Origin of the sequence: Acinetobacter sp. SM1B (genome assembly GCF_003289665.1) — a bacterium.
In the GTDB taxonomy this organism is placed as follows: Bacteria; Pseudomonadota; Gammaproteobacteria; order Pseudomonadales; family Moraxellaceae; genus Acinetobacter; species Acinetobacter schindleri.
In genome coordinates this window covers 900219-915624 of the sequence record NZ_QMBM01000001.1, presented here as the reverse complement: position 1 = coordinate 915624, position 15406 = coordinate 900219, and the positions used below count along the sequence as shown (strand labels likewise).

Annotated in this window: 14 protein-coding genes; 4 read left to right on the top strand and 10 right to left on the bottom strand. The window is 42.6% G+C overall.

Features of this window, described 5'->3' with window-relative positions; genetic code table 11:
- Positions 1–8 precede the first annotated feature (8 nt).
- Genes C8322_RS04320 through C8322_RS04310 form a run of 3 tightly spaced genes read left to right on the top strand, consistent with a single transcriptional unit; the run spans position 9 to position 3264 of the window.
- Positions 9–1043, top strand: a complete 1035-nt coding sequence (locus C8322_RS04320; protein WP_390882851.1) for an HlyD family secretion protein — start codon at positions 9–11, stop codon at positions 1041–1043.
- Positions 1043–2173 carry an ABC transporter permease gene (locus C8322_RS04315; RefSeq protein ID WP_108675387.1) on the top strand — a complete coding sequence of 377 codons (1131 nt, stop codon included), beginning with the start codon at positions 1043–1045 and terminating at the stop codon, positions 2171–2173. Before C8322_RS04320 ends, C8322_RS04315 begins: the two co-directional genes overlap by 1 nt.
- Positions 2170–3264: an ABC transporter permease gene (locus tag C8322_RS04310; protein WP_108675388.1), complete on the top strand. Its 1095-nt coding sequence runs from the start codon at positions 2170–2172 to the stop codon at positions 3262–3264. Before C8322_RS04315 ends, C8322_RS04310 begins: the two co-directional genes overlap by 4 nt.
- Before the next feature lie 25 nt (positions 3265–3289).
- On the opposite strand, the gene C8322_RS04305 is transcribed toward C8322_RS04310, so the two are convergent.
- The 5 genes from C8322_RS04305 to C8322_RS04280 all read right to left on the bottom strand — a co-directional run bounded on the left by C8322_RS04305 (position 3290) and on the right by C8322_RS04280 (position 10682).
- Positions 3290–3706, bottom strand: coding sequence for a DUF4878 domain-containing protein (locus C8322_RS04305; RefSeq protein ID WP_167456617.1), 417 nt, complete (start codon positions 3704–3706; stop codon positions 3290–3292).
- Between the two features lie 67 nt (positions 3707–3773).
- Complete coding sequence (gene gyrA, locus C8322_RS04300; RefSeq protein ID WP_108675390.1) at positions 3774–6749, bottom strand: DNA gyrase subunit A; 2976 nt, start codon at positions 6747–6749, stop codon at positions 3774–3776.
- A gap of 1067 nt (positions 6750–7816) precedes the next feature.
- On the bottom strand, positions 7817–8749 hold the full coding sequence (locus tag C8322_RS04290; protein WP_004815039.1) for an electron transfer flavoprotein subunit alpha/FixB family protein: 933 nt from the start codon (positions 8747–8749) through the stop codon (positions 7817–7819).
- A gap of 18 nt (positions 8750–8767) precedes the next feature.
- Entirely contained in the window at positions 8768–9520 is a 753-nt protein-coding gene (locus tag C8322_RS04285; RefSeq protein WP_004815037.1) for an electron transfer flavoprotein subunit beta/FixA family protein, read from the bottom strand.
- A 556-nt stretch (positions 9521–10076) separates the two neighbouring features.
- Positions 10077–10682, bottom strand: a complete 606-nt coding sequence (locus C8322_RS04280; protein WP_008302378.1) for a LysE family translocator — start codon at positions 10680–10682, stop codon at positions 10077–10079.
- 114 nt (positions 10683–10796) lie between these two features.
- On the opposite strand from C8322_RS04280, the gene C8322_RS04275 reads away from it, so the two are divergent.
- Positions 10797–11291: an Lrp/AsnC family transcriptional regulator gene (locus tag C8322_RS04275; protein ID WP_004815034.1), complete on the top strand. Its 495-nt coding sequence runs from the start codon at positions 10797–10799 to the stop codon at positions 11289–11291.
- A 55-nt stretch (positions 11292–11346) separates the two neighbouring features.
- Here the strand turns inward: C8322_RS04275 and C8322_RS04270 are convergent, their stop codons facing one another.
- From C8322_RS04270 to lptM, 5 genes are all read right to left on the bottom strand, one after another.
- Positions 11347–11727, bottom strand: coding sequence for a hypothetical protein (locus C8322_RS04270; protein WP_008302376.1), 381 nt, complete (start codon positions 11725–11727; stop codon positions 11347–11349).
- A gap of 197 nt (positions 11728–11924) precedes the next feature.
- Entirely contained in the window at positions 11925–12857 is a 933-nt protein-coding gene (locus C8322_RS04265; protein WP_008302375.1) for a tyrosine recombinase XerC, read from the bottom strand.
- 109 nt (positions 12858–12966) lie between these two features.
- Entirely contained in the window at positions 12967–13812 is an 846-nt protein-coding gene (gene dapF, locus C8322_RS04260) for a diaminopimelate epimerase (protein WP_008302374.1), read from the bottom strand.
- Between the two features lie 12 nt (positions 13813–13824).
- A complete protein-coding gene (gene lysA, locus C8322_RS04255; protein ID WP_108675391.1) occupies positions 13825–15069 on the bottom strand; it encodes a diaminopimelate decarboxylase in 1245 nt (414 codons plus the stop codon).
- Between the two features lie 24 nt (positions 15070–15093).
- Positions 15094–15327, bottom strand: a complete 234-nt coding sequence (lptM, locus tag C8322_RS04250; RefSeq protein ID WP_026056785.1) for an LPS translocon maturation chaperone LptM — start codon at positions 15325–15327, stop codon at positions 15094–15096.
- Positions 15328–15406: the final 79 nt, after the last annotated feature.

Genomic DNA, 15406 nt, shown 5'->3' with positions numbered 1-15406 from the left:
CTTCAGAAATGAATCATATCGATTCACCAAAACAAAGTCTTGCTGAAACTAAACAGGACAAATCTACCAAGAAATACCTGCTGTTAGGTCTGATTCCAGTCATCCTGGTTTTAATTGGCTTTGGCTTGTGGAAAACTTATCAGCCTAAAGACATCGAACTGCAAGGTCGGGTTGAGGCTGAAACCGTACAGGTCGCGACCAAGGTTCCAAGCCGGATTGAAAAAATTTATGTGCAGGAAGGTGATGACGTCAAGAAAGGTCAGGTATTAGTTAAGTTGCATAGCCCTGAAATAGAAGCGAAAAAACAGCAGGCATTAGCAAGCTTGCAATCTGCCTTAGCCTTACAATCGACAGCCGAACGCGGATCACAAGAAGAAAATGTCGCTTCACTGTATGCCAACTGGCAATCTCTCAAAGCACAGGAACAGCTGGCAAAAACCTCTTATCAGCGCGGTGCAAACCTGTTTCAAGAAGGTGTAATTTCCCGTCAACGCCGAGATGAGCTATTTGCTGCCTCACAGTCTGCCTCCCAGATGACCGAAGCTGCTTATCAGCAATATATTCGCGCTAAACGTGGCAGCACACCAGAACAGAAGAGTTCAGCAGATGCACAGGTCGACATTGCCCGTGCAGCAGTCGCTGAAGCCAATGCCCTGGAAGCAGAGACCGAACTACTGGCGCCTATTGATGGCACAGTATCTAAAACCTATGGCAATCTCTCTGAGCTGGTTGCAACCGCAGTACCTGTGGTCAGTCTGATTTCGGCAGAACGCTGGGTCAGTGTGAATATTCGTGAAGACCAATATGCTTCTCTAGGTGAACAAAAGCAGCTCGAAGGTTTTATCCCGGCACTCAATAAAAACGCAATATTTAAAGTAAAAAGTATTAGTGCTGAAGGTGAATTTGCCACCATTAAAACCACACGTCAGACTGGTGGCTACGATATTCGCAGCTTCAAAGTCCACCTTGTACCAGCGACTACAATTCCTGAACTGAAAGCTGGCATGAGTGTGCTGTTTAAGCTGCAAGAGTCTTCAAAATAATGTGGGCAGGTATCCGGCGCGAACTGTGCTATTTACTCAGGGAAAAATGGGATCTGGCTTTGGTTGTACTTGCCCCTGCCTGCATTTTGATTTTACTCGGCAGCATGTTTGCTCAAGGCAAGCCCAATCATTTAGCGATTGCGATTATTGATCAGGATCAAAGCCGCCTGAGTACCCAGATTTATAATCATTTATCGCTAAATCATACCCTACAGATATATATTGTTTCTGATCAGACCGTTGAAGTAGAAAAACTGCTGAATCAGAATAAAATCTGGGGTTATATCCATATTCCTGCGGGCGCAGAACAACGATTAGTCACAGCCCAGAATGCTGAAATTAGTATTGCCTTTAATCAGAGCTATTTTAGTATTGGCAATACTATTTCTTCGGCTATGTTCTTGAGCACGCTTCAGGCAATGGCAGAATTTACTGGCAGGCAGTATCTGGGTAATACCCTACCTTATCTGGAGGCACCGACACCTAATATTAAAATTTCCCCGCTGTATAACCCGCAATTAAATTATGAATTTTATCTGGAACCTTATATGGTTCCAGCAATTTTGCATTTGTTATTGTGCTGCTGTGTGGCATTTGCTGTAGGACAGGAAATCAAGCGTCATACTTTTAATCATTGGATTAATGGACAAAATCTCTGGTCAGCATTACTGTCTAAAAATCTGGTCTATGTCGCAATTTTCTGTTTCTGGACCTGGGTCTGGATGCTGTGGATGGTGGAGTTTCGGGGCTGGTTTATTGCTGGCTCATTATGGCTGATTTTATTGGCACAAGTCCTATTCTATAGTGCCTATGCCTTTATCAGTAGCGCGGTCGTACTGGCAACGCAGGATCTAAGGAAATCTTTTGGTTTACTGGCAGTCTATGGTGGCTCATCGCTCAGCTTCGCCGGTGTCACATTGCCTCTCAATAATGCACCACTGTTTACCCAGCTCTGGGCCAATATTATTCCCTATACACCTTATGCCAAATTACAGACTGAACAATGGGTGATTGGTAGTCCCTTATATCTCTCAGCTCAACCAATATTCATACTGACTACCTATGTGGTGCTTTATGCTGTATTGGCCTATGTATTTTTAAAGAAAATAGCGAAAGGAGTGTCCACATGAAAGCACTCTGGGCCGCTTACTGTAAAACTTTTAAAGATATTGTTAGCAATACCAGTATTTTTACTACGTTAATCCTATCTGTACTGTTTTACAGCTTTTTCTATCCAATGGCATATAAGGCTGAACATGCAGAAGCCTTGCCCATTATTATTGTCGATGAAGAGCAAAGCAACTTAACCACTACTATTATCAGTCATGTCAGCCAAAGCCCGAATGTACAGATCAAGGCAGTCACTGGAAATTTTACAGAGGCCAAACAGTGGGTAGAGGCTCAAAAGGCTGACGGGATTTTGTTATTACCAGACAACCTTTCACAATCCATTCGACATGGTGAAAATGGCGGGATTGGGCTGTATTTAAGTGCAGCGAATTTCCTGATTACCAAACAGATCGGTTTAGGCCTGGTTGGTTCTGTCGAAAATACCTTAAGTGAATATGCAGAACGCTTTAGCGAAATTTCGCATTTCTCTCCTGCCCTATCGATTCACCAGATTCCACTATTTAATCCACTTTCTGGCTATGGAAGCTATGTATTTCCAGCGGTTGCCCCACTGATTATTCATCAGACGATTTTTCTGGGGCTCAGCATGTTGATTGCACTGTATCGTGAAAATAAACAGGTGATCAATTTGACGACCTTATGTGGAATCAGTCTGGCAATTTTGACCATTGGCTGTCTGGGATGCTACTACCTGTTTGGTTTCACCTTCTGGTTGTTTGACTATCCACGTGGCGGGAATTTCTGGGGCATGCTGCTGGCTGTTCTGGTTTTTGTATTCTGCATAATCGGCATCACGACCCTGTTCGCCAGTTTTCTGGATATGCCAGAGCGTGCCGGACATGTTATTGTCTTTACCTCAATTCCCTTATTTATGCTGTCCGGAGTCGCCTGGCCGCATGCCGCGATGCCCGTCTGGATGCAAATGTTTGGACAGGCCTTACCTTCCACACAGATCGTACAGATGTTTATTCAACTGAATCAGATGGGCGTACCGACCAGCATGATTTTAGGGAAACTCGCCTATCTGCTGGTTGTTGGAATTTTTTGCTTTAGCTTAGGCTATTATCGTCTATGTCCACGCATTAAATAAGCTTGAACCCTGTTAAGCTAAAAGCTTATTCCCCATATACGCGGATATAAAAATTCTGGATTTTGCTGCTGCCGTTGGGCTTGTCAAAGCTGACATCGTATTGCACCAGATTGTTTGGATAAGCGATTTCATAGCTGACCTTGTATTCACTTGGTTGACCTGATTTTTCAACAAAAGTTTTAACCATCAAAGTCTTAGATTTATACTCACCTTCAGGAATGGAATGCGAAAACTTCTTCATGGTTTTCTGATTTTCCTGAAAATACTGCTGTAATTTCGGATCCAGATAACTTAAAAATTCTTCATACTTACCATCACGCAAGTCGTTATAGGCAATTTCTGCTGCCTGGGTTTGGGCTGTACTTGGATCTGCTACCTGCTCGTTAGTACTACAGCCGGCAAGAAGAGCTAGCCCAGCAAGTGACATCAATTTAGTTTTCATCATGGTCATTTCCAGTAAAGTCTGTAAAAAAGGACGCCGAAGCGCCCTTTTTATAAGAATTGAAGACTTAGTCTTCTGCTGTATTTTCGCCATCTTGAGCTGCATCTACAGCCTCAGGAGTTTCAGCCAGATGATCTTCTGAAACTTCTGTTTCTTCCAACATATCCAATTCTTCATCTTCAACGGCTTCAATCGCTTCTACACCAACCAGTTTTTCATCTTCAGCCAGACGGATCAGACGAACACCTTGTGCATTACGGCCAGTTTGTGCCACTTCAGATGCACGGGTACGAACCAAAGTACCGCCATCAGAAATCAGCATCAACTCTTTAGATGCATCAATTGCCACTGCACCCACCAGCTCACCGTTACGTTCAGAGGTCTTGATCGCAATCACACCCTTACCACCACGTTTTTTGGTTGGGAAGTCATCTACAGGCGTACGTTTACCATAGCCATTTGCAGAGGCACACAGTACTTCACCCGTTTCAGGCACCACCACCAGAGATACGATACGGCTAATGAAGTTCGCTTCAGTTGCATCTTCATCATCAGATTCAACCTCTGCATCTTCTGCATCTTCAACTTGCGAAGCACCGATGGTCACACGCATACCGCGCACACCCTTGGCTGAACGACCCATTGAACGTACATCAGTTTCTGCAAAGCGAATGGCTTTACCTTCGTTCGAGAACAACATGATTTGCTGTTCACCGTCAGTAATCGCAACACCAATTAAGGTGTCATCGCCATTCAGTTCAATCGCACGCAAACCGTTTGAACGAACATTCGAGAACTGTTCCAGTTCTACACGTTTAATCGTACCGTACTCGGTCGCCATAAACACATAGAAATTCTTGCGAACAGCTTCAGCTTGCTGAGCAAAGTCATTGATGATGTCGTCATCAAGATCAGTGGTTGAAAGCGCTAAGCCCAATTCTATCAACTGAACACGCAGTGCATCAGAAATATCATCTGCACCCTCTTCAGATTCAGCAAGTGCAGCTTCTAATGCAGCAAAGTGACTGTTGATCACTTCGTTGCTTTGCAGCTGGGCAGCATTGGCTTTTACAAATGCTTTAAAGTCTGCCAAACGTTCTTTGAATTTCTTCGGTGCATCAATCACTGGCAAGATTGCAGTAATCGTTTCGTTATCATCTAGTGGCAGTAAGTTCACCATTGGACGACCTTTGGCACCACGAGAGGCTTGTGGTACTTCGTAGACTTTCAGACGGTAAACCTTACCGACATTGGTGAAGCAAAGCACGGTTGCATGGTTCGAAGTAACCACCATATGCTGGATGTAATCATCTTCTTTCATGCTGGTTGCAGACTTACCACGGCCACCACGACGCTGAGCCGCGTAGTCAGACAATGGTTGAGTTTTTGCATAACCAGTTTTTGAAACTGTCAACACCATTTGCTCTTCAGGAATCAAATCTTCACGAGAGAAGTCGATACGTGATTCAACGATATCGGTTTTACGTGCATCGCCATATTGCTGAAGAATCAGTGCAAGCTCTTCACGAATGACGTTCATCAATAAATTAAAGTCATTCAAGATGGCAGTATATTCAGCAATTTGCGCAAGAATTTCAGAATATTCAGCTTGCAGCTTATCTTGTTCAAGACCAGTCAGTCGATGCAAACGCAGTTCCATGATCGCGTTCACTTGGGTTGGTGATAAACGATAGATATCGCCATCAATACCGAATGGACGGCTAGGATCTTCACCTTCAATTTCGTCAGGACGTACAGAAACCGCGCCTGCTTTTTCAAGTAATGCTGCTACACCGCCTGCTGCCCACTCGCCCGCTTGTAAACGCTCACGCGCCTCAGCCGGATTCGCAGAAGTCTTGATGGTTTCAATAATCTGATCGATATTGGCAAGCGCAACCGTCAAACCTTCCAGGATATGACCACGTTCACGCGCTTTGCGTAACTCAAACATGGTACGACGTGTCACGACTTCCTGACGGTGACGGATAAATGCCGCAATGATGTCTTTCAGGTTCATCAGCTTCGGTTGTCCATTGTCCAGACAAACCATGTTGATGCTGAATGAGTTTTCTAACTGGGTATTCTGGAACAGGTTGTTCACGATCACTTCAGCATTTTCACCACGCTTCAGGTCAATCGCAATACGCATCCCTTCTTTATCAGATTCGTCACGAAGTTCAGAAATCCCTTCGAGTTTTTTCTCTTTCACCAGCTCAGCAATACGCTCAATGGTTTTCGCTTTGTTGACCTGATAAGGAATTTCAGTGAATACAATCGTGCTACGGCCAGTTTTGGCATCTTCTTCGATGTGGTATTTACCACGGATATGCAAACGGCCCTTACCGGTACGGTAGGCATCTACAATACCCGATTTACCGTAAATAATACCGCCAGTAGGGAAATCTGGACCCGAAATATGTTCCATCAGCCCTTCAATGCTGATATTCGGATCATTGGCATAGGCTAAACACGCATTGATGACTTCAGTCATGTTATGCGGTGCCATATTGGTCGCCATACCTACGGCAATACCAGCAACACCATTAATCAACAGGTTAGGAATACGCGTCGGCATGACTTGTGGAATGCGCTCAGAACCGTCGTAGTTGTCTTCCCATTCCACTGTATCTTTTTCAAGATCAGCAAGGAGCTCATGGGTCAGCTTACGCATACGTACTTCGGTATAACGCATTGCCGCTGCACTATCACCATCGACAGAACCGAAGTTACCCTGGCCATCAACCAACTGGTAACGCAAGCTAAAGTCTTGTGCCATACGGACAATCGTTTCATAAACGGCAGAATCACCATGCGGGTGATATTTACCGATCACGTCACCGACTACACGTGCAGATTTTTTATATGCTTTGTTATAGTCATTGCCTAATTCGTGCATTGCGAAAAGCACACGACGATGAACCGGTTTTAAACCATCTCGTACATCTGGCAATGCACGTGACACAATCACGCTCATCGCATAATCGAGATATGAGCTTTTAAGTTCATCCTCAATGGCAATCGGTCTAATTTCCGATACGCTCATGCATACTCCTTATTCTACAGGTCCTGTTTGACCTGTATTTATATGTCGTAAATCCAGCTATAAATTGGTTCAAAAAACGCTGAACCAATATTTAAAATTCAGTCGGACAGTATAGCATAAATCAGGCTAAATTAAGCCGTTTCAGACCCAACTATCCAAAGGATTTTTGGTAGAAATTTTAACCACTTCACAATTTTTAACGCATAAAAAAACCTCTGCACACAGAGGTTCATTCTTAGCTTGAATTATCGCATTTTATGCACGGAAATATCTTGTACTGAATCCACTGTTTCTTTCTTGATCAAGCATACAAAGAAGATTTACCTGCGTACAATCCAGCTGCATCAATAGCTAGGTAATTAAATACTGGACGACAATCCACATCAGCAGCATGCATCAGGGTAACAGATCATCAAAGTTCACAGGAAGACGCCGCTAAACCGGCAAATAAATTAAAATATGAATATTAGTATTACTTTTAAATCTTCTAAAGCTCACTTAATATCTGCCCTATTAAGCACCAAAAGCAACACATCTAATCTTTATTTTCAGTCCAATTTTCTAATCATTATTCAAATTTTCATACTTAATTTTTAAATAATTTAGAACATCCATACAACAACCACGTAGATAATACAAAAGGAAAAATAAGCGCCAATACCATCAGCGCATCGCCTTGGATACCATAAGCACTGTTCTGAAATCGCTGATTATCAAGCTCGATCCAATGCTCTGCTTTCGCAAGTACCTGTGCATCTGAAAGCGTATTCAAATAGATCAAATGGATAAACCCTACAAAACTACAGGCAGCAAAAATAAGCCACAGTCCAGCGATCTGTATTAGGATGATCAAATAAGCCAATACAGCAAGAACAAATAGTATTAGAGTTGAACAAAACAATCGATAAAATCGAGCATTTTCGATTAAAGGCTAATATACAGGCAATATAGAAACTTTCATTATTATTTTATTCATTTTTCATTATAAATAAAAACGCCCCTGAACAGAGCAGTAAGTATTCACTTACTGCTCACGCAAGAGCGTCTTTTTAAACTGTATTCAGGAATTAGATTTTAGATACTAATTCTGGAATAACAGTGTTCAAGTCACCTACTAACCAATAGTCAGCGACTGCATTGATTGGTGCTTCTTCGTCCTTGTTGATCGCAACGATCACTTTAGACTCTTTCATACCTGCCAAATGCTGGATCGCACCAGAGATACCTACAGCGATGTACAGGTCAGGCGCAACGATCTTACCAGTTTGACCAACCTGCATATCGTTAGGAACGAAGCCTGCGTCAACAGCTGCACGAGATGCACCTTGAGCTGCACCCAGTTTGTCTGCAAGTGGATCAAGGATTTTGTGATAGTTCTCACCAGAACCCACACCACGACCACCAGAAACAACGATACGAGCAGCTGTTAATTCTGGACGTTCAGATTTAACGATTTCTTCGTTAATGAACTTAGAAATACCAGCATCACCAGTCGCTGTAGCAGCTTCAACAGCAGCAGAACCACCTTCAGCAGCAACTGGATCGAATGCAGTACCACGAACAGTTGCAACAACAACTGATTCAGAAGATTCTACAGTTGCAATTGCGTTACCTGCATAGATCGGACGCTTGAATGTGTTTGCAGAATCAACAGCAATGATATCTGTGATCATGCTTACGTCTAGTAATGCAGCTGCACGTGGCAGGATGTTTTTACCAGTCGTGGTAGAAGCAGCAAGAATATGGCTATAGCCTTTGCCCAATTCAGCAACCAGTTTCGCTACGTTTTCAGCCAACTGGTTTGCATAAGCAGCATCATCCGCAAGCAATACTTTGCTTACACCAGCAACTTTAGCCGCTTGGTCAGCAACTGCTTGAGCGCCAGAACCAGCAACCAATACAGTGATATCACCACCGATTTTTTGCGCCGCAGCAACAACGTTTAAAGTAGCAGCGTTTAATGCTTTGTTGTCGTGCTCAGCGATAACTAAAATACTCATGATTTTTATCCTTCTGTATTAGATCACTTTCGCTTCGTTTTTCAATTTTTCTACAAGCTCGTCTACAGACTTCACTTGTACGCCAGCTTTACGCTCTGCAGGAGATTCAACTTTTACTGTTTTCAGTTTAGTTGTAGTGGTTACACCGAAATCTGCAGGTGACTTGGTATCCAGCGGTTTTTTACGCGCTTTCATGATGTTTGGAAGAGCAGCATAACGTGGCTCGTTCAAACGTAAGTCAGTGGTAATGATTGCTGGCAAGTTCAATTCAACAGTTTGTAAACCACCGTCGATTTCACGAGTCACTTGTACTTTGTCGCCTTCAACTTTCACTTCAGAAGCAAAAGTACCCTGGCCTGCACCTAGAAGTGCACCAAGCATCTGACCAACCTGGTTAGAGTCGTCATCAATTGCTTGCTTACCAAGAAGGATCAATTGTGGTTGTTCAGCTTCAACAACACCTTTAAGAATTTTCGCTACTTCTAACGCACCTAATTGGCTGTCATCAGCTTCAACCAGGATACCGCGGTCAGCACCAAGAGCCATAGAAGAACGGATTTGTTCTTGAGCTTCTTTAGGACCAATAGAAACAACAACGATTTCTGAAACAGTTCCTTTTTCTTTTAAACGAACCGCTTCTTCCACTGCGATTTCACAGAATGGGTTAATTGACATTTTAACGTTTGTTAAGTCAACACCACTGTTGTCCGGCTTAACGCGAACCTTAACGTTGGCATCAACCACACGTTTTACAGCAACAAGAGCCTTCATGTAATCCTCGGCTGTTTTAGCAAATGTAAATATTTAGAAAAGTTATAATAACTCTTCACTTAAATTTTTTTAGGTGCCCTATCTTGCAATGCGTTCGGCATTTCGGTCAAGTCACAATTCACCAATAGGGTGTAAAAATGCGTAATTTTCCTTGAACGTCGCGTTCACATTTCAAGATTTGACATTTATACAGAAAAAATTCTCATCATTTTATTTAAAATTTAACTATTGATTTTTAGTATCTTTTTATTTGATTATGCACATCAAAAGATTTGATCTATTTTATAAAATTTAATTTCATTTCTTGTCACTATTATTATAAAGAATACAAATTACTCCTATCTAAATCTGTCATTTCTGACATATGGTGATGGGTTCGATTCATTCTTCCAGATTTGGTCAAAATTCCCTCTTACTTATAAATAGATCAATGAAATAGCAGAAAATAATTTTTATAAGGAAATATATTAAAAAAGCACGCTGTGATCACGTGCTTTTAAATTTTTAAAACGAATGTATGACTTATTTGATGAACATTGGTGAATTTTATAGCTCATTAATTAATGATTAGCCATGAAGCAGCGAGTGCCAATAAACCACCTGAAGTCCCATCAATCCACTTTTGCTTACGTTCATCAATCTGAGCCGAACGGGTAAGTCGAGCAAATAAAAGGCTTAAAGCACAATACACCACAAAGATCATGGCAATAAAGATAAAAGACAGAATCAAACCCTGGCTCACCGTATTCCCACTTTTATCTATAAACTGCGGCAGGATTGCAAAGTAAATCAGCATGCCTTTCGGATTCAGTAACGCAGTAATGAAGCCTTTTTGTACCGGATTGCTGGATGATTTCTTTTCAATGATCAACGTATTTTTGCTGAATACCGATTTCACCAGACTAAATGCCAGAAATAACAGATAAGCAATTCCTAACCAGCGAATGGTTTCAAACAGCACTGGAAAAGACACAATAATTGCTGCAATTCCTAACGCCACCAGAATCGAATGCACCAGATAACCGCAACATACCCCAATAGTCGCCATCATGCCTGCTTTTGCATCTTTACCCATCACTTGAGACAGGATAAATAGCATATCTGGTCCCGGTGTAAAAATAAGGGGAAGCACAGTCAGTGCAAAAAGTGCAAATACAGACATTTCCTTGTTCCTCTGTACATGTCGGAAAGTGAAATTAGTATCTGCGATTTTTTACAAAATAGGCTTTCAATTTATTTTATAATATGCATTATTTTTAGAATATTATTCTATTTTATGAAGATATCTTCCAAGTCTATTCGAGTAAAACTCGATCGTATTGACAAAAATATCATTCAACACTTACAAGCCAATGGCCGGATTCAGAATAACGATCTGGCACGTGAAATTGGCCTTTCGCCTTCTTCGTGTTTGCGTCGGGTAAAACTGCTTGAAGATGCGGGGGTAATCCAGAGCTATACCACGATCGTGGACCAGCAGAAGATTGGTTTCCAGCTGATTTTATTTTCTCGTATCTGGCTAGTGGGTCAGGATGCTGAAACGATTGACACCTTTATTGAAGCCATGAAGGAACTGCCCCAAGTGATGGAGTGCTATATCATTTTGGGTGAATGTGATGCGATGCTCAAAGTAGTGGTGCCCGATCTGGAAAGTTATCGTAAATTCCAGTCTACGCATTTAACTAAAAAGAATGGGATTACCAGTGTCAAAACCGATTTACCGAGTCAGATTATCAAGCAGAGTTTTCAACTACCTTTAGATGATCTTTAATATTGGCCAAATAAAAAGGACGATTGATATCGTCCTTTTTTACTGAAGATCAGTTTTAAACACGACTGTCCAGAAAGTCACGGTGCACATGACTGAGGTCAATCAGTTCATAAGATTTTAAATCAAAGATCTTCCAGATTTCGATGGCATCTTCTTTTAAGTCCACTGCCTGGGTCGCACGAGTAGTCGCTTGCCATTGCAAGTCTGAAATCCAGATATAGTATTCATGGCTATCAGGATTATAGGCTTGAACCTTACCATCTGTATTAATTCCCTGCACATGAGCACCTTCAGGTAACGATGCTTCAATATTTGGCAGACTGATTTCCACAAAATGTTTGATCTGGCGCAGACCATAACCTGCAAAAATTTCTTTTTGTGCTTCGCTTAACCGATCATATTTTTGTTGTATATCTACAATAATTTCTGTGCCCATATACTTCCAGTCCTGTCAGGCTGAATTCTTTTCAGCCATACCCTGTTTTTCAGCTTAAATTCTGTTCTTTTGTTATACCTGAATTTTAGCTTTTCGCGAATAAGACCATAGTGAAATAATCTGCATGGTCATTCTATTTCTCTCAGCATAAATATTCTTTATGAAATTTTTATGCCAACTTATATTTTTAATAATGATTATTTAAGATTTTCAGGTTTATGTTGTGCCCGTGGATGCGCCTGATCATAAATCTGCGCCAGATGATCAAAATCGACATGCGTATAAATTTGGGTTGTAGTCAGATTACTATGTCCCAGCATTTCCTGCACGGCTCGTAAGTCCCGGCTATTGGATAACATGTGACTCGCAAAACAATGTCTTAACAAATGCGGATGCAGATCCACATTGACGTCTGCACGCTGCGCCTGAAGCTTGACCCGATTTTCAATCTGCCTTGCCCCTAGCGGATTACCCTTCTGAGTGATAAAGACATGTGCTTCTGGCACAAAATCACCATGCCATAGAGGATAAATCTGTAACCACGCCATGACACTGTCTTTGGCTTTGGAACCAAATGGCACAATACGGGTTTTATTCCCCTTACCCGTAATGCGAAGCAGCTGACGGTTGAAGTCAATATCTTTAATTCTGAGGCCTTGTATTTCAGCCAGACGTAGCCCACTGGAATAAAGCAGTTCCAGAATTGTCTTATCGCGTTTCCACATCTGCTGCTGCACCTCACCTTCAGGTTCAGGCTGATCCAGAATCTGATGAATGGTTTCAATATCAACCATACCGGGCAAAGGTCTGGATTGTCTTTTCAGCTGAAAATCATCTGCCGGATTAAAACTGACATGCTGTGCCTGTTCAGCCCATTTCATAAACTGGCGAATTGCTGAAAGTAGCCGCTGCAGACTGCTGGAACTTAGGCCCTGTTGTTCAACTTTTTCCGCCATAAACTGGCGTAAATCTGTTGATTCAATATCTCCGAGTGCTAAAGCATGACGCTGACAAAAATTCAGAAAGTCGGAAACATCACGCTCATAGGCCTGCAAAGTATGTTTGGACTGGTTCTGGATTTCACGTTCTTTGAGCCATATGGATAACAATTGCTGTGGATCAAGCTGCATTCTATCCTCCTTGGCTGTTTGAACCTGACAAACATCAGTCTATCAAATAATACAAAAATAATTTATTCGGCCTATATAAAAAAGCCCTGACTCTTCAGGGCTTTTTAAATTAAGCTTGGAAATAACGTAAGTCTAAGCGACCTTCATAAACAGTTGCGGTTGGACCAGTCATCCAGACTACATCCCCCTCGACCCATTCAATCTGCAACTTGCCGCCCGCCAGTTCAATTTCGACATTGTTGGCAAGTAGACCACGGCGCATACCAGATACTGCGGCTGCGCAAGCACCCGTACCGCATGCCAGTGTTTCACCTACACCACGCTCATATACGCGTAAACGCGCATGCTTTTCATCAATGATCTGCATAAAGCCTGCATTGACGCGTGCCGGGAAACGCGCATGCGATTCTACTTGTGGACCAATACGGGCTACATCTGCATTAATCACATCCGGTACGACCGTTACCGCATGAGGATTACCCATGTTCACTACATCAATCGTCAGTTTTTCACCCTCTGCCAGATCGATGTCATACAGATTATCCGGTTCATCGGCCAGGAATGGAATTTCTTGAGGCAAGAATTTTGGATAGCCCATATTGACGCGCACCCAACCATTGGCGCCCAATTCAGGTTCCACAATGCCAGATTTGGTCTGTACTTTGATTTTAGTTTTCGTCGTCAGCTGACGCTCATGCACAAAACGGGCAAAACAGCGCACGCCATTGCCGCATTGTTCTACTTCAGAACCATCGGCATTGAAAATACGGTATTTAAAATCAGCACTCGCTACATCAGGTGGTTCTACAATCAGTAACTGATCAAATCCAATGCCAAAATTGCGATTTGCCAGACGCTGAATAGTCAGGGTATCCAGATAAGCACGCTGGCTGATCAGGTCAACCACCATAAAGTCATTGCCCAGACCATGCATCTTGGTAAATTCAAGTAACATTATTCTGTCTCCTTAAGGCAATAAACGCTCACGTTCCCACAATGATTCAATCGTTTCGCGTTCGCGAATCAGATGTCCTTGATCACCATCAACCATCACTTCAGCAGCACGGCCACGGCTATTGTAATTCGAGCTCATCACAAAACCATAAGCACCAGCACCGAGTACTGCCAGGACATCATTTTCCTTGATCGCAAGCTCACGCTCTTTACCGAGGAAATCGCCAGTTTCACAGATTGCACCCACCACATCCCATTCTTTCGTCTCGACATCATTACGCGGTGTCACAGACTGAATGTCCATCCATGCTTCGTATAAAGCTGGGCGAATCAGGTCATTCATTGCCGCATCAATAATTGCAAAATTACGGTGATTGGTCGGTTTGAGCAGATCCACTTTGGTCAGTAGCACGCCTGCATTGGCAGAAATACTACGGCCCGGTTCCATATAGACTTTCAGGCCCAGCTTTTCTAAAGCCGGACGCAACGCATTGGCATATTCTTGAACAGATGGCGGTGTCTCATCTTTATAAGTCACTCCTAAACCACCACCGATATCGATGTGTTTAAGGTTGATCCCCATCTCTTTTAACTGGTCGATCATCACGATGACACGATCCAGCGCATCTACAAAAGGTTGGGTTTCAGTCAGCTGTGAACCGATATGGCAGTCAATTCCGACGACATTCAAGTTGGCTAAAGATGCTGCATACTGATAAGTTTTAAATACGCTATCCGATGGAATGCCGAATTTATTTTCTTTCAGACCCGTTGAAATGTAGGGATGAGTTTTCGCATCCACATCTGGATTCACACGCAGTGAGATCGGCGCTTTTACACCCAATTCTGCTGCAACTTTCTGAATACGATCCAGTTCGGCATAAGATTCTACGTTAAAGCAGGCAATACCAACTTCTAGCGCTTTCTTGATATCCGCTTCTGATTTACCTAAACCCGAAAATACGATTTTAGAAGGTTCACCACCCGCTTTCAGTACACGTGCCAGCTCTCCGCCCGTGACGATATCAAAACCTGCCCCTTGTTTTGCCAATACATTCAATACCGCAAGATTGGAGTTTGACTTCACGGCAAAACAGATTTGGTGATCAATAAAGTCAAATGCACGATCCATGTCCAGATAATGCTTTTCAAAAGTCGCTTTTGAATAAACATAGAGTGGTGTGCCAAATTGCTCTGCCAGCTGTTGCAGTGAACATTGCTCGGCATGCAATACCCCATTAATACGGGTGAAACTCATGAAGGTATCCTTTCTTTGAAAGCGTTAAGGTGTAATGGTTGAATCTGATGTTTCGGGCGCAGCAAACTGTTGTTGCACAGGGGCATCTCGTTCTTCATCGGAAGTTTTAGACTCAGCTTCGGTATTTTTATAGAGCAGATACTTGGCACGCTTGTCGTAATCCGGATCATTTGGCAAGTGCAAGGCACCTGACTGACCACAACCTGCAAGAGCAAGACCTGCTGCTAAGATACTGATGTAGCAAATGACTTGGCGCATCTGACCACCTAATTGAATAGTTTCGATGAAGTATAACGCGATCATTCGCCATGACCAAAGCGTTAAACGCTAGAGAGTA

Coding starts and splice junctions, on each gene's coding strand:
- C8322_RS04320 (WP_390882851.1), top strand. CDS start 9: ATGAATCATATCGATTCACCAAAACAAAGTCTTGCTGAAACTAAACAG.
- C8322_RS04315 (WP_108675387.1), top strand. CDS start 1,043: ATGTGGGCAGGTATCCGGCGCGAACTGTGCTATTTACTCAGGGAAAAA.
- C8322_RS04310 (WP_108675388.1), top strand. CDS start 2,170: ATGAAAGCACTCTGGGCCGCTTACTGTAAAACTTTTAAAGATATTGTT.
- C8322_RS04305 (WP_167456617.1), bottom strand. CDS start 3,706: ATGAAAACTAAATTGATGTCACTTGCTGGGCTAGCTCTTCTTGCCGGC.
- gyrA (WP_108675390.1), bottom strand. CDS start 6,749: ATGAGCGTATCGGAAATTAGACCGATTGCCATTGAGGATGAACTTAAA.
- C8322_RS04290 (WP_004815039.1), bottom strand. CDS start 8,749: ATGAGTATTTTAGTTATCGCTGAGCACGACAACAAAGCATTAAACGCT.
- C8322_RS04285 (WP_004815037.1), bottom strand. CDS start 9,520: ATGAAGGCTCTTGTTGCTGTAAAACGTGTGGTTGATGCCAACGTTAAG.
- C8322_RS04280 (WP_008302378.1), bottom strand. CDS start 10,682: ATGTCTGTATTTGCACTTTTTGCACTGACTGTGCTTCCCCTTATTTTT.
- C8322_RS04275 (WP_004815034.1), top strand. CDS start 10,797: ATGAAGATATCTTCCAAGTCTATTCGAGTAAAACTCGATCGTATTGAC.
- C8322_RS04270 (WP_008302376.1), bottom strand. CDS start 11,727: ATGGGCACAGAAATTATTGTAGATATACAACAAAAATATGATCGGTTA.
- C8322_RS04265 (WP_008302375.1), bottom strand. CDS start 12,857: ATGCAGCTTGATCCACAGCAATTGTTATCCATATGGCTCAAAGAACGT.
- dapF (WP_008302374.1), bottom strand. CDS start 13,812: ATGTTACTTGAATTTACCAAGATGCATGGTCTGGGCAATGACTTTATG.
- lysA (WP_108675391.1), bottom strand. CDS start 15,069: ATGAGTTTCACCCGTATTAATGGGGTATTGCATGCCGAGCAATGTTCA.
- lptM (WP_026056785.1), bottom strand. CDS start 15,327: ATGCGCCAAGTCATTTGCTACATCAGTATCTTAGCAGCAGGTCTTGCT.